The organism is Hafnia sp. CBA7124, from assembly GCF_002355555.1.
GTDB classification, from domain to species: Bacteria; Pseudomonadota; Gammaproteobacteria; order Enterobacterales; family Enterobacteriaceae; genus Hafnia; species Hafnia alvei.
In genome coordinates, this window is record NZ_AP017469.1 from 4,122,939 (window position 1) to 4,140,356 (window position 17,418).

Genomic DNA, 17,418 nt, shown 5'->3' on the forward strand with positions numbered 1-17,418 from the left:
ATTAGAACGGGTGATAATGTCTTTCACTCATTATCGGAATGGCGTCCCCAAGGGGATTCGAACCCCTGTTACAGCCGTGAAAGGGCAGTGTCCTAGGCCTCTAGACGATGGGGACACGAAAATACCGACAAAGCTTTCGCCTTCTCGTTTCGTATCAGCATGAGTCTTAAAACTCACAACATCAACAGGTGCTCTTGCTCATTAATTTCATCAGACAATCTGTGTGGACACTGCACTTAACGCTATCTTTAGGTAAGGAGGTGATCCAACCGCAGGTTCCCCTACGGTTACCTTGTTACGACTTCACCCCAGTCATGAATCACAAAGTGGTAAGCGCCCTCCCGAAGGTTAAGCTACCTACTTCTTTTGCAACCCACTCCCATGGTGTGACGGGCGGTGTGTACAAGGCCCGGGAACGTATTCACCGTAGCATTCTGATCTACGATTACTAGCGATTCCGACTTCATGGAGTCGAGTTGCAGACTCCAATCCGGACTACGACATACTTTATGAGGTCCGCTTGCTCTCGCGAGTTCGCTTCTCTTTGTATATGCCATTGTAGCACGTGTGTAGCCCTACTCGTAAGGGCCATGATGACTTGACGTCATCCCCACCTTCCTCCGGTTTATCACCGGCAGTCTCCTTTGAGTTCCCACCATTACGTGCTGGCAACAAAGGATAAGGGTTGCGCTCGTTGCGGGACTTAACCCAACATTTCACAACACGAGCTGACGACAGCCATGCAGCACCTGTCTCAGAGTTCCCGAAGGCACTAAAGCATCTCTGCTAAATTCTCTGGATGTCAAGAGTAGGTAAGGTTCTTCGCGTTGCATCGAATTAAACCACATGCTCCACCGCTTGTGCGGGCCCCCGTCAATTCATTTGAGTTTTAACCTTGCGGCCGTACTCCCCAGGCGGTCGACTTAACGCGTTAGCTCCGGAAGCCACGCCTCAAGGGCACAACCTCCAAGTCGACATCGTTTACAGCGTGGACTACCAGGGTATCTAATCCTGTTTGCTCCCCACGCTTTCGCACCTGAGCGTCAGTCTTTGTCCAGGGGGCCGCCTTCGCCACCGGTATTCCTCCAGATCTCTACGCATTTCACCGCTACACCTGGAATTCTACCCCCCTCTACAAGACTCTAGCTTGCCAGTTTCAAATGCAGTTCCCAAGTTAAGCTCGGGGATTTCACATCTGACTTAACAAACCGCCTGCGTGCGCTTTACGCCCAGTAATTCCGATTAACGCTTGCACCCTCCGTATTACCGCGGCTGCTGGCACGGAGTTAGCCGGTGCTTCTTCTGCGAGTAACGTCAATCACTGCGGTTATTAACCACAATGCCTTCCTCCTCGCTGAAAGTACTTTACAACCCGAAGGCCTTCTTCATACACGCGGCATGGCTGCATCAGGCTTGCGCCCATTGTGCAATATTCCCCACTGCTGCCTCCCGTAGGAGTCTGGACCGTGTCTCAGTTCCAGTGTGGCTGGTCATCCTCTCAGACCAGCTAGAGATCGTCGCCTAGGTGAGCCATTACCCCACCTACTAGCTAATCCCATCTGGGCACATCTGATGGCGTGAGGCCCGAAGGTCCCCCACTTTGGTCCGAAGACGTCATGCGGTATTAGCTACCGTTTCCAGTAGTTATCCCCCTCCATCAGGCAGTTTCCCAGACATTACTCACCCGTCCGCCGCTCGTCACCCAGAGAGCAAGCTCTCTTGTGCTACCGCTCGACTTGCATGTGTTAGGCCTGCCGCCAGCGTTCAATCTGAGCCATGATCAAACTCTTCAATTAAAAGCTTGATTTGCTTCAACAAGTGAAGCGATGCTCGAAAATTAACTTTCGTAATAATTCAACTAAATGAATTACTGCTTGGTCACTCTTCAAGACTTTAATATTTTATCGTCCGAGGACGTTAGATATTGTCTTGTGAGTGCCCACACAGATTGTCTGATAAATTGTTAAAGAGCAGTGAGTTAGGAGACTAAGCTTGCTAACTCGAGGTGGCGTATAATACGCTTTCCTCTTTCAGAGTCAACCCTAAATTTCAGGATTTTTTCTCTCGCGATTTCTTATCGAAACCGCCGATACGGTGTGAAGTGATTCACATGTTCCGTGTCGATGGAGGCGCATTATAGGGAGTTCTCGCGGGCTGACAACCCTTAATTTCCATTAAATTGATCGTTTGCTGCATTCCACAGCAAAACCCCGCTTTATACCCATTTGTGCACAAACTTATCCACAGATATAAGGATCCATCAGTTGAGTTTTCACTTCTGCGCGATAGTATTGGGTGTATCCATCTTTCTTTTGGCGCTCTTTTTATGTCTTTTTCTATTCGTCCCTATCTCTCTTTACATCCAAAGATCGCAAATCGCGTCTTTATTGATCCCACCAGCACAATAATTGGTGCAGTAGATCTGGCAGACGACGTCAGTATCTGGCCTCTGGTCGCGATCCGAGGAGATGTTAACTATGTTTCCATTGGTGCGCGTTCCAATATTCAGGATGGGACAGTTATTCACGTCACCCATAAATCGGCAAACAGTCCTGAAGGCTTACCTACGATTATTGGCGAGGATGTCACCGTAGGTCATAAAGTCATGCTTCACGGCTGTACCCTTGGAGATAGAGTGCTGGTTGGTATGGGGAGCATCATCTTGGATGGTGCAATAGTAGAAAACGATGTGATCATTGGTGCAGGGAGTTTAGTTTCGCCAGGTAAACGCTTGGAGAGTGGGTATATGTATTTTGGTAGCCCTGCTCGCCAAATTCGCCCATTAACGGAGGAAGAGAAAGCAGGGTTGCTATATTCAGCGAATAACTATGTCCGTTGGAAAGACGATTATCTCTCTCAACCAGAGATCCATACCCAGCCATCATCGCTATAATCTTCATTCAGGATCTTGTGTTCTGCTATATCTTCAAGATCCCAGCGTAGCGATCTAAAAAGAACGAGAGGATCAACATTCTGTCGCTCCTCTGACATGCGTTGAAGTTCTTCTATATAAATAGCACAACATATTTGAAAACCGTTTAGTGTTGCAGGGAATAATACGGCTCTCTTATTCGCATCCCATTCTTCTTGATCGGGAAACTGTATCGCTTGATTCATAACGCCGATTCTTCACGCATGATTTGCAGCACCGGTGAGATTTCAGGCATTACATCATTCCACAATAAGAATGCATGAGCAGCCTGCCCCACCAGCATGCCAAACCCATCGGCTAGCTGACCCGCGCCTTGTGCTTTTGCCCAAGCTAAGAAAGGTGTAAGTCCTTTCTGATAGAACATGTCATAGCAGGCCGTGTGCTCATTAATGACAGCTTCGGGTATTTGCGGGATTTCACCGTGAATACCCGAAGCTGTAGCATTGATGATGAGATCAAAGCGCCTTGTTGATAGCGCGCCAAACTCCACGGCGTCTATATTTCCCAAATGGCTAAACACGCTTGCCAGCTCTTGAGCCCGGCTATCGGTTCTATTCGCTATCGTGAGATCACAATCTAAAGAGAGAATCGGCTGGATTACACCTCGAGCGGCGCCGCCGGCCCCTAACAGCAAAACTTTTGCCTGAGGAGCGATCATGCCTAAACGTTCAAGATCGCTAAGCAAACCTATGCCGTCAGTGTTATCACCTAGCAATCGGCCATCACCTAATAATTTAAGTGTATTAACCGCCCCCGCCAATGAGGCTCTTTCCGTTAGCTCATCGGCGAGTTCATAAGCTTGCTCTTTGAAGGGGGTAGTTATGTTTGCCCCAGTAGCGCCACCAGCAAAGAACAACTGGATACTTTTCTGAAAATCATCAAGTGGAGCAAGCCGAGTTTCATAATTAAGCTCAATCCCAGTCTGCTGGCTAAACAGCTGATGAATGCGTGGCGACTTGCTGTGTTTAATCGGATTACCGAAGACGGCAAACTGCTTCATCACCATTATCCTTGTCTAAACAATTCGCCGGTCAGCGCATCACGGATTTCGGATGGGTTCATACGCCCACCCACATCAGCATCAACGACAGGGAACGCGTCACCAAACTGCACTCGAACCTCTTGAGCTGTGCGGCAAGGTTCTAGGCCACTGAGGTTGGCACTTGTCGATACCAGCGGTTTACCAAACTGCGAACATAAGGTTTGAACCAATGGGTGATCGCTAACTCGAACCGCTATCGTTGAGAACCGGCCCGTAAGCCACTTTGGCGTAGTGCTTTTGGCAGGCATCACCCACGTGACGGGGCCAGGCCAATAAGAAAAGACCTCTGCGCGTCTTTCTCCCGACAATTTGGCATCATCGACATACGGCAATAACTGCTCATAATTTGCGGCAATCAGGATCAGACCTTTTTCCCATGTCCGTTGTTTTAGGTCGAGTAATGCATGCACAGCACGTTCACTATCAGGATCACATCCCAAGCCAAAAACAGCCTCGGTAGGGTACGCCACAACTTTTTCATTTTTTAGCGCATTCAGTACATTCTCTAACGATGTATTTTGTTCTTTATTCATTATCTTCTATTCATTTACCACGGCTTTGCCGCAGAGTTTGCTAGCACAAAATAATTTAACGCCCTGTGCAGTCCGTTTTTCTACTAACAGCGGGTAGTGGCAATAAACACATACCCCCTCGATAGGTTTTAGATTTATCGCGAATTGGCACTCTGGATATCGATCGCAAGCGTGGAAAATTTTGCCATAGCGAGATTTTCGTTGAAGTAGCTGTCCTTGTTGGCACTGAGGACAAGTAATCGAGGTGGTATCCGGTTTATCGATAACTTCAGTATGGTCACAATCAGGATAGGCACCACAGCCAATGAACATCCCATAGCGCCCCTGCCGCAATACCAACGTTGTGCCACATTTTGGACACAGCTGACCATCCAGAACTTTAACGACGTGTCCATCCGCCTGCGGTTTAAGCGGGCGAATGAACTGGCATTCTGGATAGCGTGAACAGCCGAGAAATGGCCCATGTTTGCCGCTGCGCATAACTAACTCAGCGCCGCACTCTGGACAATTTTCCGTATTTTTAACCGCAAGCAATGTTGCCTGACTCATAAATAGTTTCTTAATTCTTAGGGCATCCCTTTAGTGCAGGTAACCCTCGTTAACTTCAAACAGCAGTTCTTCCATCTGTTCATAGGCGTGCTCATGGCCAGGTACATTAAACAAAACCATCAGCACTACCCATTTCAAATCTTCAAGATCGAACTGATCCGCATCCAGCGCCATCACACGATCAATGACCATTTCTCTTGTCTCTGGGGTTAACACCTGTATTTGTTCAAGAAAAAGTAGAAACCCTCGGCAGGCACAATCAAGGCGTATAGCCTCATCATCCGTATAAATGCGCATAACATGGGGGTCTGCGCATGAAATATACGGCATAGCGTCAGCTTCTTGCATCATAGCAAGTTTTTCTAACCAACCGAGGGCACTATATATATCTTCCCGCTCAAACCCCGCACGCGTTAAATCATCGGTTAACTTATCTTGATCAACCTGCATCCCTGATGCTGTGTGTATATAGGTTTCAAACAGGTACATTAATACGTCGAACATGGCTAGCCCTCTTCAGTCGGACATAGCCGCCGGACACAGCTTTAATCCATCCTGCTAACTCCAGATCGAGCAAAGCCACCGCAATCTCTGGCACAGGTTGGCCGACACGTTCGGCGACGACGTCAACAGATGTCACCTCATATTCTACGTTAGCCAACACCTCGGCAAATGGCAATTCCGCAACGTCTTGCTCAGGATAAATAATTTCTGGGTTAGGGCTTGGTAACCAATGCAAACCACCAATTTGTTCAATAATATCCTTAGGATGCGACACTAAATAAGCGCCCTGCTGAATCAGCCAATTGGAACCTGCACTTTGTAGACTCTCAATAGAACCAGGGATCGCAAAAACGTCCTTTCCCTGCTCGAGGGCACAACGCGCAGTTATCAACGTGCCACTTTTCTCTGCAGCCTCAACAATCAGCACTCCCTCACTCAATCCACTAATAATACGATTCCGACGCGGGAAATACTCCGCTCTTGCTTTGGTGCTAGGAGGAAATTCAGAAACAATCGCACCATGGTTTGCCACAATGCGCGACGCAAGATGTTCATGACAGGCAGGATAAAGCTGCGCTATTCCACAACCCAATACCGCAATAGTTGTACCCTGAGTTTCTAGGCAGGCACGATGCGCGATACCATCAATTCCTAATGCAAGACCGCTGGTTATCACCAGGCCCGCCGCTGAAAGTTCACTGGAAAAATAGGTCGCGCACGTTTCGCCATAATCGCTATAACGCCGGCTCCCTACGATAGCAATTTGAACCAGAGAGAGGCATTCAACGTTTCCCTTCACAAACAAAACCGGTGGTGGATTCGCTATATTTTTCAGTTTTTCTGGATAGCGAGGATCATCACAGGCAATTAACGCGTTTTCCTGCTGACTAAGCCAGCGTAGATCGGCCTCAATATGTTCAGCGGCTAGAAATTTCTGTGCTTGGGTCTGCGTCAGCCCCAGTTTTCTCAACAAGAGAACGTTTGGTTTACCTTCAGAACAATGCTGCGCAATAGCAAGACACTGCGGCAAAGAGACTTTTTGCAATCGACTTAGTCGAAGCCATATTTCCTGAACATCCATGTTTGCCCCTTGTGCAGCCTGCACCTATGTGTTCAATAGGTGAACAATACTGTCAATCAGGGCCGGAAATGTCTAGAATAGTGAGTGACAATCATTCCACTACTCAGAGACAGATCGAATAATTTATGGCGGTATTGCAGGTATTACATTTCCCCGATGAGCGGCTCCGCACAGTGGCGCAGCCGGTAAAAGAAGTCACTCCAGAAATTCAGCGTATCGTTGATGACATGTTTGACACCATGTACGCAGAAGAGGGTATTGGTCTGGCTGCCACCCAGGTAGACGTTCACCAGCGTATTATCGTCATTGATGTGTCTGAAAACCACGATCAGCGCTTAGTTCTGATCAACCCAGAATTACTCTCCAGCGAAGGTGAAACGGGTATTGAAGAGGGTTGCCTCTCTGTTCCTGAACATCGTGCATTGGTTCCACGCGCTGAGCGAGTCAAAATTCGTGCTCTCGATCGCGAAGGTAAACCTTTCGAGCTTGAAGCAGACGATCTGCTCGCTATCTGTATTCAGCATGAAATGGATCATTTGATCGGAAAATTATTTGTCGATTACCTCTCGCCTCTGAAGCGTCAGCGTATCCGTCAGAAACTGGAGAAGCTGTATAAACAGCAAACCAGAGGCTAATTAGTCCATCATTAGCAGGAAACAACATTGTCTGATTCTTTGCGTATTATTTTTGCGGGAACTCCCGATTTTGCAGCGCGTCATCTTGACGCGCTTTTGTCTTCCCAGCATCAAATCGTTGGCGTATTTACTCAGCCCGATCGCCCTGCTGGACGTGGCAATAAACTTACACCAAGCCCAGTCAAGGTATTAGCACAGCAGCATGATCTGCCAGTGTATCAGCCCGCATCACTACGTCCTGAAGAAAACCAGAAATTGGTTTCTGACCTTAACGCGGATGTGATGGTCGTGGTTGCCTATGGTTTGATCCTGCCTAAAGCCGTATTAGACATGCCTCGTCTTGGCTGTATTAACGTGCATGGTTCTCTGCTTCCACGTTGGCGTGGCGCTGCGCCTATCCAGCGCGCACTTTGGGCTGGCGATGCAGAAACCGGTGTCACCATTATGCAAATGGACGTAGGTCTAGATACCGGCGACATGCTGCATAAAGTCTCTTGCCCAATTACCTCTCAAGATACCAGCGCAACGTTGTACGATAAGTTGGCCGATCTAGGTCCGCAGGGGCTTATCACCACGCTGGCTCAATTAGCCAACGGAACCGCGGTACCAGAGAAACAAGATGAAGCATTAGTCACCTATGCTGAAAAACTCAGCAAAGACGAAGCTCGTCTGGATTGGACTCTTTCAGCCGTTCAGCTTGAGCGCTGCGTTCGCTCTTTCAATCCATGGCCTGTCAGTTTCTTTATGATTGATGAGCAACCGGTAAAAGTATGGCAGTCTCAAGCATTGGACGCTGAGCATAACCAAGCACCGGGAACCATCATCAGTGCAGATAAACAGGGGATCGCCGTAGCCACCGCGCAAGGTATCTTACTGATGACTCAGCTACAGCCTTCCGGTAAAAAAAGCATGTCCGCACAGGATTTACTGAATTCTCGTCGCGAATGGTTCACTCCGGGCAATTGTCTCGAGTAAGCGATTTACGATTGCGTAAAGGGCCCAAATGGGCCCTTTTTGTTTGAAATTGACGCAAAGCGGTCTCTAAACTTCAAACCAGCCCCTTATTCGCGGTAAACTTCGCGTAATTATTCAAATTCTTAATTTATGCTGCAATGGTCAGCCTTACGCTATGAAAAACACTCCTTATAATTTGCGTGCTATTGCTGCTAAAGCTCTCAGTTCGGTGCTCGATCAAGGGCAATCCCTCAGCACGGTTCTTCCTGCACTGAGCAAAGAAGTCAGTGAAAAAGATCGCGCACTACTGCAAGAACTTTGCTTCGGGGTGCTACGCGTGCTACCTCAGCTTGAATGGTATATTCAGCAATTGATGGCCAAGGTTCTTACCGGCAAGCAGCGCTCACTGCATTACCTCATCATGGTGGGCATTTACCAGCTGGTTTATACCCGAATTCCGCCTCACGCCGCTTTGGCAGAAACGGTCAATGGTGCGGTAGCGTTAAAGCGTCCGCAGTTGAAAGGATTGATCAACGGCGTACTGCGTCAGTTCCAACGCCAAGAAGATCAGTTAAAAGAGCGGTCGCAAAATAACGAATGCCGTTTCCTCCACCCTTCTTGGTTACTTAAACGCTTGCAGCAGGCTTATCCAGAGCAGTGGGAATCTATCGTTGATGCTAATAATCAGCGCCCGCCGATGTGGCTACGCGTTAATCGTCTTCATCACACTCGCGATGAATATCTGACATTGCTGACAAACGCTGAAATCAACGCTTTTGCCCATCCACAGTTTCCTGATGCAATTTGCCTTGAAGAAGCCTCCCCTGTCGGACGCTTGCCAGGATTTGAACAAGGGTGGGTCACCGTACAAGATGCCAGCGCCCAGCACTGCGTCGATCTCCTCGATCCGCAAAACGGCGAACAGATCCTCGACCTCTGCTGTGCACCAGGGGGAAAAACGACCCATATTCTGGAAGCAGCACCAAAAGCACATGTGCTTGCCGTTGATGTTGATGAAAATCGCCTGAAGCGCGTAAAAGAAAACCTGCAACGTTTGCAACAGCAGGCCGAAGTGAAATGCGGCGATGGACGCTATCCTGAAAACTGGTGTGGCGACAAACAATTTGATCGCATCTTGCTTGATGCCCCGTGCTCCGCGACCGGCGTAATCCGTCGTCATCCTGATATCAAGTGGTTACGCCGCGATCGCGATATTGCAGAACTGGCTGCGTTGCAGAATGAGATCATCGAAGCTATTTGGCCACGCTTAAAATCAGGCGGTGTGATGATGTATGCAACCTGCTCCGTTTTACCTGAAGAAAATGCTCAACAGATGCGCGAGTTTCTTGCCCGCCATCCTGAAGCAAAGCTTGTGGCCACCGGAGATAAAGAAAATCCAGGGCAGCAACATCTTCCCCATGCACAGGATGGTGATGGGTTCTTTTACGCTAAGCTGATTAAAGCATGACAGTGTCTGCCTGCGGACGACACAGGCTTATAGATAGCGCAAAGCAGAGAGCACAATGAAGATAATTATTCTTGGCGCCGGACAAGTGGGCGGCACACTGGCTGAAAACCTAGTGGGTGAAAACAACGACATAACCATTGTCGATACCAATAGCGATCGTCTCCGCCAATTGCAGGATAAGTTCGATCTCAGAGTCGTTCAAGGCCACGGTTCTCACCCGCGCGTATTACGAGAAGCGGGCGCAGATGATGCAGACATGCTCGTGGCCGTGACAAGTTCAGATGAAACCAACATGGTTGCCTGTCAGGTTGCCTACTCGCTATTTAATACACCTAACCGTATCGCCCGTATTCGTTCGACAGAATATATACGCGAAAATGAGCGTTTGTTTAATGCTGAAGCAGTCCCTATAGACCATCTCATATCACCTGAGCAGCTGGTGACTGATTATGTCTATCGCTTAATCGAATATCCTGGTGCATTGCAGGTTGTGAACTTTGCTGAAGGAAAAGTCAGTCTTGCGGTGGTAAAAGCCTATTATGGTGGCCCACTGGTGGGTAACGCATTGGCTTCCCTAAAAGAACATATGCCGCATATTGATACGCGCGTTGCTGCTATTTTCCGCCAAGATCGCCCGATCAGGCCTCAAGGTTCTACGATCATTGAAGCCGGTGATGAAGTCTTTTTTGTTGCCGCATCACAGCATATCCGCGCCGTAATGAGCGAGCTTCAGCGCTTAGAGAAACCATATAAGCGCATCATGATTGTTGGCGGCGGGAACGTCGGCGCAGGTCTAGCGCATCGCTTAGAAAAAGACTACAGCGTGAAGCTGATCGAGCGTAATCAACAACGCGCTGCTGAATTAGCTGAAATTTTGCATGACACCATCGTATTCTACGGCGATGCCTCTGACCAAGAATTGCTGATGGAAGAGCACATCGATCAGGTTGATGTATTTATTGCCCTAACTAACGATGATGAAGCTAATATCATGTCAGCGATGCTAGCTAAGCGCTTAGGTGCCAAAAAAGTCATGGTACTGATTCAAAGAAGCGCATATGTCGATTTGGTTCAGGGCAGTGTTATCGACATCGCAATCTCGCCACAGCAAGCCACTATTTCTGCTCTGCTCGGGCACGTTCGAAAAGCAGACATCGTCAGCGTTTCTTCTTTACGCCGTGGCGTTGCTGAAGCCATCGAAGCCATCGCGCACGGCGATGAAAGCACATCGAAAGTCGTCGGACGTAGAGTCGAAGAAATCAAGCTGCCACCGGGCACAACTATCGGCGCTATCGTTCGTGGTGACGACGTTATCATCGCCAATAGTGAGTCTAAAATTGAGCAAGGTGACCATGTCATTATGTTCTTAACAGACAAAAAGTTTATTACCGACGTCGAGCGCTTGTTCCAACCAAGCCCATTCTTCTTATAGCAATACAAATGAGTAATAGCTTTGTATTCATGTCTGGACGCTTTAGGGACTGTTAATTTTGCATCTGAATTTTGTCAATTAATGCTATGTTTGTTAAGCTTGTGTTATTGATTTTATAAGGGGTGGTCTATGAGTTTATTAAAAGAGTTTCGTGAGTTTGCCATGCGTGGCAACGTGGTTGATTTAGCGGTCGGTGTTATTATCGGTGCAGCTTTCGGCAAAATTGTCTCATCTTTGGTTGCCGATATTATCATGCCTCCATTAGGCCTGCTCATTGGCGGTGTTGATTTCAAACAATTCCATTGGGTCATGCGTGCCGCCGAAGGAGCAACACCGGCGGTCATCATGAACTATGGCCAATTTATCCAGAATATCTTTGATTTTGTTATTGTTGCTTTCGCTATTTTCTTAGCTATTAAGCTGATGAACAAAATGCGCCGCCAAGAAGCCGATGTCCCAGCAGCGCCGCCTGCCCCAACCACAGAAGAAAAACTATTAACTGAAATTCGCGATTTGCTGAAACAGCAGCAAAAATAATTTGTTGGTGTTAATAAAAAAGCCGCTTAATAAAGCGGCTTTTTTGTTTCTGATAGAAAACAGAAGGCTGTAGGTAAAATACATCATCATTAATGCAGTTTGCCTACAGCCTCCCAGCTGCCTTTTTTGCCATGTTTAGCTTTACGGCTATAGCTGCCTTTACCTTTGCTATTTTTCTCTACGCGCTGTTTAAACAATGGATCATGCAAAAGAGCCTGAATAGCATTATCAGCAATTACGCCTTTGGTGTGTTGATATTTAGTTGTCATAACTTCCTCACTAACAATATGATGGTTTAGGGTAAACCCCGCGTAAATCTATACTCGTCAATCGCTCGGCAGCCCCCTGTTCCAAGGCTTCAAGAATAGAACAGTAAGTGCTCGTATGCGCTTTTCCACAACAGGCATCACTTAAACGTTTTAAAGAACTACGCATAAGCTCCAGCTCACTAATCTTACTTTCCACCTCAACCAATCTGGCGTCAACGATCGATTTCGATTCTTGACAAGTATGATGCATAGGATCGACTCGGATCGAAAGTAACTCGCGGATCGACTCTAACGTAAAACCCAGTTGCTTAGCATAACGGATAAAACGTAATCGTTGAAGATCATGATCGGTGTAGAGCCGATATCCACCTTCGGTCCGCACTTCATGATCCATCATCTTTTGCTTTTCGTAATAACGAACGGTGTCTGGCGTTACGCCAGCAAGCTTCGCTAATTGCCCGATACGATACATAATTTATCTCTACTCAGGATCAAAATGCTGTTTAAATTTATCCGCATACTCAGTATGCAAAAAGTCAGTGCTCATGCCTGATTGCCGCAAACGAAATTCTAATACAGCCAATCTTTTATTAAGCTCTATAAAATCAGGATGCTCACGAGAAAGGCCACGAAGTAGTGATGCTAGCGTTGCGGCTTCCTTTCTTTGCTCGATCTCAGGAGGTAAACACCCAGCATTTTTTAAAAGACGGTAACCAGCACGCAAGTCTGCCGGAACATGAGAGTCATCATCCAGCTGCAGAGGTTTGCCCTCACCAGATAGATTCTCAAGCTCACCGCGTTTCAATGCTGAACTAATATGGCGCTCGGCCCATTCATCGATTAAAAACATCGCACTCACCCCAAATAAATCTATCTATAGCTTATAGCAGGATGACAGTAAAAATGAAGGAGTACCTAGAGGATTAAATGAAGGGGCTAAATTTTAGATATAAAAAAGCCGGGCCTAAGCCCGGCATTTTCATTGCTTCTACAGATTACTCTGCAGTTGCTTCTGCATCAGATACAGAACGATCAACGAGTTCGATGTAAGCCATCGGCGCGTTGTCGCCTGCACGGAAGCCACACTTCAGAATGCGAGTGTAACCACCGGCGCGGCTCGCGAAACGCGGGCCTAGCTCGTTAAACAGTTTTGCCACGATCTCGTTATCACGAGTACGGGCGAATGCCAGACGACGATTAGCAACGCTGTCGGTCTTGGCAAGAGTAATCAGCGGCTCAACCACGCGACGCAGCTCTTTCGCTTTCGGCAGGGTCGTCTTGATGATTTCATGACGAACCAAAGAGCCGGCCATATTGCGGAACATAGCTTGGCGATGGCTGCTGTTACGGTTCAGTTGACGACCACTCTTACGATGGCGCATGACCTTATCCTTCTCAGTAAAACCTTAACCTGTGACCTAGTTACTCGTCAGCAATGCTAGCTGGCGGCCAGTTTTCGAGGCGCATGCCCAGAGACAGACCACGTGAAGCCAGCACGTCTTTAATCTCAGTAAGAGATTTTTTACCCAAGTTCGGCGTTTTCAGCAACTCAACTTCGGTACGCTGTACTAGATCACCGATGTAGTGGATAGCTTCTGCCTTGAGGCAGTTAGCAGAGCGGACAGTCAATTCCAGATCGTCAACAGGGCGCAGCAGGATCGGATCGAACTCCGGCTTCTCTTCTTTAACTTCCGGCTGACGCACATCACGTAGGTCAACGAAAGCTTCAAGTTGTTCAGCCAAGATAGTTGCCGCACGGCGGATTGATTCTTCCGGATCAATCGTACCATTGGTTTCCATCTCGATAACCAGCTTGTCCAGGTCGGTACGCTGTTCAACACGAGCCGCTTCAACATTGTAAGCAATACGCTCCACAGGGCTGTAGCAAGCATCGACTAACAGACGGCCGATCGGGCGCTCATCTTCTTCCGAATGAATTCGGGCAGAAGCCGGCACATAACCACGACCACGCTGAATTTTGATACGCATACTAATTGATGCATTTTCATCAGTCAGATGGCAGATCACATGCTGCGGCTTGACGATTTCGACATCACCATCATGGGTGATATCGGCTGCAGTCACAGGGCCAATGCCAGACTTATTCAGGGTAAGAATAACTTCATCTTTGCCTTGAACTTTCACCGCCAGCCCTTTCAGGTTGAGCAGGATTTCCAGGATATCTTCCTGTACACCTTCTTTGGTGCTGTACTCATGTAGTACACCATCAATCTCAACCTCGGTCACCGCGCAACCCGGCATAGATGAAAGCAGAATACGGCGCAGTGCGTTACCAAGAGTATGGCCAAAGCCACGCTCTAACGGCTCAAGGGTCACCTTGGCGTGCGTCGAACTCAGTTGCTCGATATCTACCAGGCGCGGTTTTAGAAACTCTGTCACAGAACCCTGCATTGTGTCCTCTCTTTGGTACTAAGCTTTACTTAGAGTAAAGCTCGACGATCAGGTGTTCGTTAATGTCCGCAGACAGGTCGGAACGTTCAGGATTACGTTTGAACACACCTTCCATCTTAGCAGCATCAACTTCCAGCCAAGTCGGCTTTTCACGCTGCTCAGCCAGCTCCAGAGCGGCCTTCACACGAGATTGCTTTTTAGCTTTCTCACGTACGCTGACTACGTCATTAGGAGATACCTGATAAGAAGCGATGTTAACAACGCGACCATTTACTACGACTGCTTTATGGCTAACCAACTGACGTGCTTCTGCACGAGTGGCGCCGAAGCCCATACGGTAAACGACGTTGTCCAGACGACCTTCCAGCAGTTGCAACAGGTTTGCACCAGTGTTGCCTTTCAGGCGGGCTGCTTCTTTATAATAGTTACGGAACTGACGCTCCAGAACGCCGTAGATACGACGAACTTTTTGCTTCTCACGTAACTGAACACCATAGTCAGACAGACGCGGTTTACGCGCACCGTGCTGGCCTGGTGCCTGCTCAATTTTACACTTGGTATCGATCGCACGAACGCCAGACTTAAGGAATAAGTCTGTGCCCTCACGACGGCTCAGCTTGAGCTTAGGACCCAAATATCTTGCCATTTTCTTTCTCCAACAATCCGAGGAACGACGTTATACGCGACGTTTCTTCGGCGGACGACAACCGTTATGAGGGATCGGAGTCACATCAGTAATATTAGTGATGCGGAAACCAGCCGCGTTCAACGCGCGGATAGTAGACTCACGGCCAGGACCAGGTCCTTTAACCATAACTTCCAGATTCTTAATTCCGTACTCTTTTACTGCTTCGGCGCAACGTTCTGCTGCTACCTGTGCGGCAAACGGAGTGGATTTACGAGAACCACGGAAACCGGAACCACCGGCTGTTGCCCAACCCAGTGCGTTACCCTGACGATCAGTAATGGTAACAATGGTGTTGTTGAAAGAAGCATGGACGTGAGCCACACCGTCAGAGACTTGCTTTCTTACACGTTTACGTGCACGAATAGGTGCCTTTGCCATTATTCAATCACCCCGATTATTTCTTGATCGGTTTACGCGGACCCTTACGGGTACGTGCGTTGGTCTTAGTACGCTGACCGCGAACCGGTAGACCACGACGATGACGCAAACCACGATAGGTACCAAGATCCATCAGACGCTTGATGCTCAGGGTTACTTCACGACGCAGGTCACCTTCTACAGTGTACTTGGCAACTTCGTCACGCAGCTTATCGATTTGCTCTTCAGACAGCTCACTGATCTTAACATTTTCAGCAATGCCCGTTGCTTCACAGATAGCCTGTGAACGGGTCTTGCCGATACCGAAGATCGCAGTTAATGCGATTACAGTATGTTTCTGATCAGGAATGTTAATGCCTGCTATACGGGCCACTATGCACTCCTAAATTTTTATACAACAGCACCACTCTGAAAAGCCCGTTTTCAGGATACTCAAATGATACTGTAGCAACATACAAAAGATTGGCTGGCTAATCTAGCCAGCTCAACCCAACTTTGCAAGAAAAATATGCGAGATAATCAGCCTTGACGCTGTTTATGCTTCGGTTCTACGCTGCAAATCACACGCACAACACCGTTGCGCTTAACAATTTTACAGTTACGACATAATTTCTTGACGGAAGCACGAACTTTCATTTTACTCTCCGTAACTTCTCAAACTCACCAAGATTAGCGGTTATAGCCTTTCAGGTTCGCTTTCTTCAATGCAGACTCGTACTGACTTGACATCATTAGAGTTTGCACTTGAGCCATAAAGTCCATGATGACCACAACTACGATGAGTAGTGATGTACCACCAAAGTAGAATGGTACTTTCATTGCATCACGCATGAACTCCGGGATCAGGCAGATAAAGGTAATATACAACGCACCAATTAAGGTTAAACGAGTCATTACTTTATCGATATACTTCGCCGTTTGCTCTCCCGGACGAATTCCTGGTACGAATGCACCGGACTTCTTCAGGTTATCAGCTGTTTCTCTTGGGTTGAAAACCAACGCCGTATAGAAGAAACAGAAGAAGATGATTGCAGACGCATAGAGTAACACATAAAGCGGTTGCCCAGGCTGCAAATACAGCGAAATTGTAGTCAGCCAGTTCCAACCGGTGCCGCCCCCGAACCAAGATGCAATCGTGGCTGGGAACAGAATAATGCTGGAAGCGAAGATAGCAGGGATTACACCGGCCATATTCACTTTCAACGGTAAATGTGTGCTCTGTGCTGCATAAACACGACGACCTTGCTGACGCTTCGCATAGTTAACGACAATACGACGTTGACCACGCTCTACGAAAACAACGAAGAAGGTTACTGCAAATACTAACACTGCAACCAACAGCAACAGGAGGAAGTGCAGGTCGCCCTGCCGCGCTTGCTCGATAGTATGGCCAATTGCCGGCGGTAAGCCCGCTACAATCCCCGCAAAGATAATGATTGAAATACCGTTACCGATACCACGCTCAGTTATCTGCTCACCCAGCCACATTAGGAACATCGTCCCTGTAACCAAGCTCACGACTGCAGTGAAGTAGAACGCAAAGCCAGGGTTTATAACCAGACCTTGCATTCCTGGCATATTCGGAAGACCGGTAGCAATACCGATCGACTGGAATATGGCTAAAACCAGCGTACCGTAACGGGTGTACTGACTAATCTTACGACGGCCAGCCTCCCCTTCTTTCTTAATTTCCGCTAACGCTGGATGAACCACCGTCAGCAACTGGATAATAATTGACGCAGAAATATACGGCATAATACCCAGAGCAAAGATAGAAGCACGGCTGAGAGCACCACCAGAGAACATGTTAAACATTTCAATGATGGTGCCTCTCTGCTGTTCGAGCAGTTTGGCAAGTACAGCGGCATCAATACCAGGGATCGGAATGAAAGAGCCAATACGGAAAACTATGAGCGCCCCAATTACAAACAACAGTCTGCGCTTGAGTTCGCCAAGTCCACCCTTGGCACTTTGAAAATCTAATCCTGGTTGCTTAGCCATCTG

General features: G+C 47.9%; 22 protein-coding genes, 1 tRNA gene and 1 rRNA gene. 6 read left to right on the forward strand and 18 right to left on the reverse strand.

The genetic code is table 11. The features are described from left to right. Nucleotides 1–39 precede the first annotated feature (39 nt). Both CPY98_RS18625 and CPY98_RS18630 read right to left on the reverse strand, forming a co-directional pair. A tRNA-Glu gene (locus CPY98_RS18625) sits at nucleotides 40–115 on the reverse strand. A gap of 138 nt (nucleotides 116–253) precedes the next feature. Then, nucleotides 254–1,796, reverse strand: a 16S ribosomal RNA gene (locus tag CPY98_RS18630). Nucleotides 1,797–2,326: 530 nt separating this feature from the next. On the opposite strand from CPY98_RS18630, the gene CPY98_RS18635 reads away from it, so the two are divergent. Beyond that, nucleotides 2,327–2,893 carry a gamma carbonic anhydrase family protein gene (locus CPY98_RS18635; RefSeq protein ID WP_025802619.1) on the forward strand — a complete coding sequence of 189 codons (567 nt, stop codon included), beginning with the start codon at nucleotides 2,327–2,329 and terminating at the stop codon, nucleotides 2,891–2,893. On the opposite strand, the gene CPY98_RS18640 is transcribed toward CPY98_RS18635, so the two are convergent. Genes CPY98_RS18640 through dprA form a run of 6 tightly spaced genes read right to left on the reverse strand, consistent with a single transcriptional unit; the run spans nucleotide 2,857 to nucleotide 6,641 of the window. Continuing rightward, nucleotides 2,857–3,117, reverse strand: coding sequence for a DUF1488 domain-containing protein (locus CPY98_RS18640; protein WP_043489347.1), 261 nt, complete (start codon nucleotides 3,115–3,117; stop codon nucleotides 2,857–2,859). The two genes, CPY98_RS18635 and CPY98_RS18640, sit on opposite strands and share 37 nt — an antisense overlap. Next, nucleotides 3,114–3,932, reverse strand: a complete 819-nt coding sequence (gene aroE / locus CPY98_RS18645) for a shikimate dehydrogenase (protein WP_038502504.1) — start codon at nucleotides 3,930–3,932, stop codon at nucleotides 3,114–3,116. The genes CPY98_RS18640 and aroE overlap by 4 nt, the downstream gene beginning before the upstream one ends. Nucleotides 3,933–3,937: 5 nt before the next feature. Next, a complete protein-coding gene (gene tsaC / locus CPY98_RS18650) occupies nucleotides 3,938–4,507 on the reverse strand; it encodes an L-threonylcarbamoyladenylate synthase type 1 TsaC (RefSeq protein ID WP_046450575.1) in 570 nt (189 codons plus the stop codon). Between the two features lie 6 nt (nucleotides 4,508–4,513). Continuing rightward, complete coding sequence (locus CPY98_RS18655; RefSeq protein WP_025802625.1) at nucleotides 4,514–5,056, reverse strand: topoisomerase DNA-binding C4 zinc finger domain-containing protein; 543 nt, start codon at nucleotides 5,054–5,056, stop codon at nucleotides 4,514–4,516. Nucleotides 5,057–5,086: 30 nt separating this feature from the next. Next, on the reverse strand, nucleotides 5,087–5,560 hold the full coding sequence (locus tag CPY98_RS18660) for a DUF494 family protein (protein WP_025802627.1): 474 nt from the start codon (nucleotides 5,558–5,560) through the stop codon (nucleotides 5,087–5,089). Continuing rightward, entirely contained in the window at nucleotides 5,532–6,641 is a 1,110-nt protein-coding gene (gene dprA / locus CPY98_RS18665; protein ID WP_043489354.1) for a DNA-protecting protein DprA, read from the reverse strand. The genes CPY98_RS18660 and dprA overlap by 29 nt, the downstream gene beginning before the upstream one ends. A gap of 125 nt (nucleotides 6,642–6,766) precedes the next feature. Between dprA and def the strand changes: the two genes are divergently transcribed. From def to mscL, 5 genes are all read left to right on the forward strand, one after another. Continuing rightward, entirely contained in the window at nucleotides 6,767–7,276 is a 510-nt protein-coding gene (def, locus tag CPY98_RS18670) for a peptide deformylase (RefSeq protein WP_040046962.1), read from the forward strand. A 27-nt stretch (nucleotides 7,277–7,303) separates the two neighbouring features. Further along, complete coding sequence (gene fmt, locus CPY98_RS18675) at nucleotides 7,304–8,251, forward strand: methionyl-tRNA formyltransferase (RefSeq protein WP_046450573.1); 948 nt, start codon at nucleotides 7,304–7,306, stop codon at nucleotides 8,249–8,251. A 154-nt stretch (nucleotides 8,252–8,405) separates the two neighbouring features. Then, nucleotides 8,406–9,698 (forward strand): 16S rRNA (cytosine(967)-C(5))-methyltransferase RsmB, encoded by a 1,293-nt coding sequence (gene rsmB, locus CPY98_RS18680; RefSeq protein ID WP_096388593.1) that lies wholly within the window; start codon nucleotides 8,406–8,408, stop codon nucleotides 9,696–9,698. 55 nt (nucleotides 9,699–9,753) lie between these two features. Then, entirely contained in the window at nucleotides 9,754–11,130 is a 1,377-nt protein-coding gene (gene trkA, locus CPY98_RS18685) for a Trk system potassium transporter TrkA (RefSeq protein ID WP_025802637.1), read from the forward strand. 129 nt (nucleotides 11,131–11,259) lie between these two features. Further along, a complete protein-coding gene (mscL, locus tag CPY98_RS18690; protein WP_043489362.1) occupies nucleotides 11,260–11,667 on the forward strand; it encodes a large-conductance mechanosensitive channel protein MscL in 408 nt (135 codons plus the stop codon). A gap of 89 nt (nucleotides 11,668–11,756) precedes the next feature. Here the strand turns inward: mscL and CPY98_RS18695 are convergent, their stop codons facing one another. The 10 genes from CPY98_RS18695 to secY all read right to left on the reverse strand — a co-directional run bounded on the left by CPY98_RS18695 (nucleotide 11,757) and on the right by secY (nucleotide 17,415). Continuing rightward, on the reverse strand, nucleotides 11,757–11,936 hold the full coding sequence (locus tag CPY98_RS18695) for an alternative ribosome-rescue factor A (protein WP_025802641.1): 180 nt from the start codon (nucleotides 11,934–11,936) through the stop codon (nucleotides 11,757–11,759). 10 nt (nucleotides 11,937–11,946) lie between these two features. Next, nucleotides 11,947–12,408, reverse strand: coding sequence for a Zn(2+)-responsive transcriptional regulator (gene zntR / locus CPY98_RS18700; protein ID WP_025802643.1), 462 nt, complete (start codon nucleotides 12,406–12,408; stop codon nucleotides 11,947–11,949). A 9-nt stretch (nucleotides 12,409–12,417) separates the two neighbouring features. Continuing rightward, the gene (locus CPY98_RS18705; RefSeq protein ID WP_025802644.1) at nucleotides 12,418–12,786 is read right to left on the reverse strand and encodes a DUF1992 domain-containing protein; all 369 of its coding nucleotides are present in this window, start codon (nucleotides 12,784–12,786) and stop codon (nucleotides 12,418–12,420) included. Nucleotides 12,787–12,931: 145 nt separating this feature from the next. Continuing rightward, complete coding sequence (gene rplQ / locus CPY98_RS18710; protein WP_008815460.1) at nucleotides 12,932–13,318, reverse strand: 50S ribosomal protein L17; 387 nt, start codon at nucleotides 13,316–13,318, stop codon at nucleotides 12,932–12,934. Nucleotides 13,319–13,358: 40 nt separating this feature from the next. Next, nucleotides 13,359–14,348, reverse strand: coding sequence for a DNA-directed RNA polymerase subunit alpha (gene rpoA, locus CPY98_RS18715; protein WP_004846552.1), 990 nt, complete (start codon nucleotides 14,346–14,348; stop codon nucleotides 13,359–13,361). A 25-nt stretch (nucleotides 14,349–14,373) separates the two neighbouring features. Beyond that, the gene (gene rpsD, locus CPY98_RS18720; protein WP_025802647.1) at nucleotides 14,374–14,994 is read right to left on the reverse strand and encodes a 30S ribosomal protein S4; all 621 of its coding nucleotides are present in this window, start codon (nucleotides 14,992–14,994) and stop codon (nucleotides 14,374–14,376) included. Between the two features lie 30 nt (nucleotides 14,995–15,024). Next, on the reverse strand, nucleotides 15,025–15,414 hold the full coding sequence (gene rpsK, locus CPY98_RS18725) for a 30S ribosomal protein S11 (RefSeq protein WP_002438687.1): 390 nt from the start codon (nucleotides 15,412–15,414) through the stop codon (nucleotides 15,025–15,027). 16 nt (nucleotides 15,415–15,430) lie between these two features. Then, the gene (gene rpsM, locus CPY98_RS18730; RefSeq protein WP_008815461.1) at nucleotides 15,431–15,787 is read right to left on the reverse strand and encodes a 30S ribosomal protein S13; all 357 of its coding nucleotides are present in this window, start codon (nucleotides 15,785–15,787) and stop codon (nucleotides 15,431–15,433) included. Between the two features lie 146 nt (nucleotides 15,788–15,933). After that, nucleotides 15,934–16,050, reverse strand: coding sequence for a 50S ribosomal protein L36 (rpmJ, locus tag CPY98_RS18735; RefSeq protein ID WP_008815462.1), 117 nt, complete (start codon nucleotides 16,048–16,050; stop codon nucleotides 15,934–15,936). Nucleotides 16,051–16,083: 33 nt separating this feature from the next. Continuing rightward, entirely contained in the window at nucleotides 16,084–17,415 is a 1,332-nt protein-coding gene (gene secY / locus CPY98_RS18740) for a preprotein translocase subunit SecY (RefSeq protein ID WP_025802655.1), read from the reverse strand. Nucleotides 17,416–17,418 lie beyond the last annotated feature (3 nt).

What these genes read in the sequence shown, in the direction of transcription:
- CPY98_RS18635 (WP_025802619.1), top strand. Translation starts at nt 2,327, where the DNA reads ATGTCTTTTTCTATTCGTCCCTATCTCTCTTTACATCCAAAGATCGCA.
- CPY98_RS18640 (WP_043489347.1), bottom strand. Translation starts at nt 3,117, where the DNA reads ATGAATCAAGCGATACAGTTTCCCGATCAAGAAGAATGGGATGCGAAT.
- aroE (WP_038502504.1), bottom strand. Translation starts at nt 3,932, where the DNA reads ATGAAGCAGTTTGCCGTCTTCGGTAATCCGATTAAACACAGCAAGTCG.
- tsaC (WP_046450575.1), bottom strand. Translation starts at nt 4,507, where the DNA reads ATGAATAAAGAACAAAATACATCGTTAGAGAATGTACTGAATGCGCTA.
- CPY98_RS18655 (WP_025802625.1), bottom strand. Translation starts at nt 5,056, where the DNA reads ATGAGTCAGGCAACATTGCTTGCGGTTAAAAATACGGAAAATTGTCCA.
- CPY98_RS18660 (WP_025802627.1), bottom strand. Translation starts at nt 5,560, where the DNA reads ATGTTCGACGTATTAATGTACCTGTTTGAAACCTATATACACACAGCA.
- dprA (WP_043489354.1), bottom strand. Translation starts at nt 6,641, where the DNA reads ATGGATGTTCAGGAAATATGGCTTCGACTAAGTCGATTGCAAAAAGTC.
- def (WP_040046962.1), top strand. Translation starts at nt 6,767, where the DNA reads ATGGCGGTATTGCAGGTATTACATTTCCCCGATGAGCGGCTCCGCACA.
- rsmB (WP_096388593.1), top strand. Translation starts at nt 8,406, where the DNA reads ATGAAAAACACTCCTTATAATTTGCGTGCTATTGCTGCTAAAGCTCTC.
- trkA (WP_025802637.1), top strand. Translation starts at nt 9,754, where the DNA reads ATGAAGATAATTATTCTTGGCGCCGGACAAGTGGGCGGCACACTGGCT.
- mscL (WP_043489362.1), top strand. Translation starts at nt 11,260, where the DNA reads ATGAGTTTATTAAAAGAGTTTCGTGAGTTTGCCATGCGTGGCAACGTG.
- CPY98_RS18695 (WP_025802641.1), bottom strand. Translation starts at nt 11,936, where the DNA reads ATGACAACTAAATATCAACACACCAAAGGCGTAATTGCTGATAATGCT.
- zntR (WP_025802643.1), bottom strand. Translation starts at nt 12,408, where the DNA reads ATGTATCGTATCGGGCAATTAGCGAAGCTTGCTGGCGTAACGCCAGAC.
- CPY98_RS18705 (WP_025802644.1), bottom strand. Translation starts at nt 12,786, where the DNA reads ATGTTTTTAATCGATGAATGGGCCGAGCGCCATATTAGTTCAGCATTG.
- rplQ (WP_008815460.1), bottom strand. Translation starts at nt 13,318, where the DNA reads ATGCGCCATCGTAAGAGTGGTCGTCAACTGAACCGTAACAGCAGCCAT.
- rpoA (WP_004846552.1), bottom strand. Translation starts at nt 14,348, where the DNA reads ATGCAGGGTTCTGTGACAGAGTTTCTAAAACCGCGCCTGGTAGATATC.
- rpsD (WP_025802647.1), bottom strand. Translation starts at nt 14,994, where the DNA reads ATGGCAAGATATTTGGGTCCTAAGCTCAAGCTGAGCCGTCGTGAGGGC.
- rpsK (WP_002438687.1), bottom strand. Translation starts at nt 15,414, where the DNA reads ATGGCAAAGGCACCTATTCGTGCACGTAAACGTGTAAGAAAGCAAGTC.
- rpmJ (WP_008815462.1), bottom strand. Translation starts at nt 16,050, where the DNA reads ATGAAAGTTCGTGCTTCCGTCAAGAAATTATGTCGTAACTGTAAAATT.
- secY (WP_025802655.1), bottom strand. Translation starts at nt 17,415, where the DNA reads ATGGCTAAGCAACCAGGATTAGATTTTCAAAGTGCCAAGGGTGGACTT.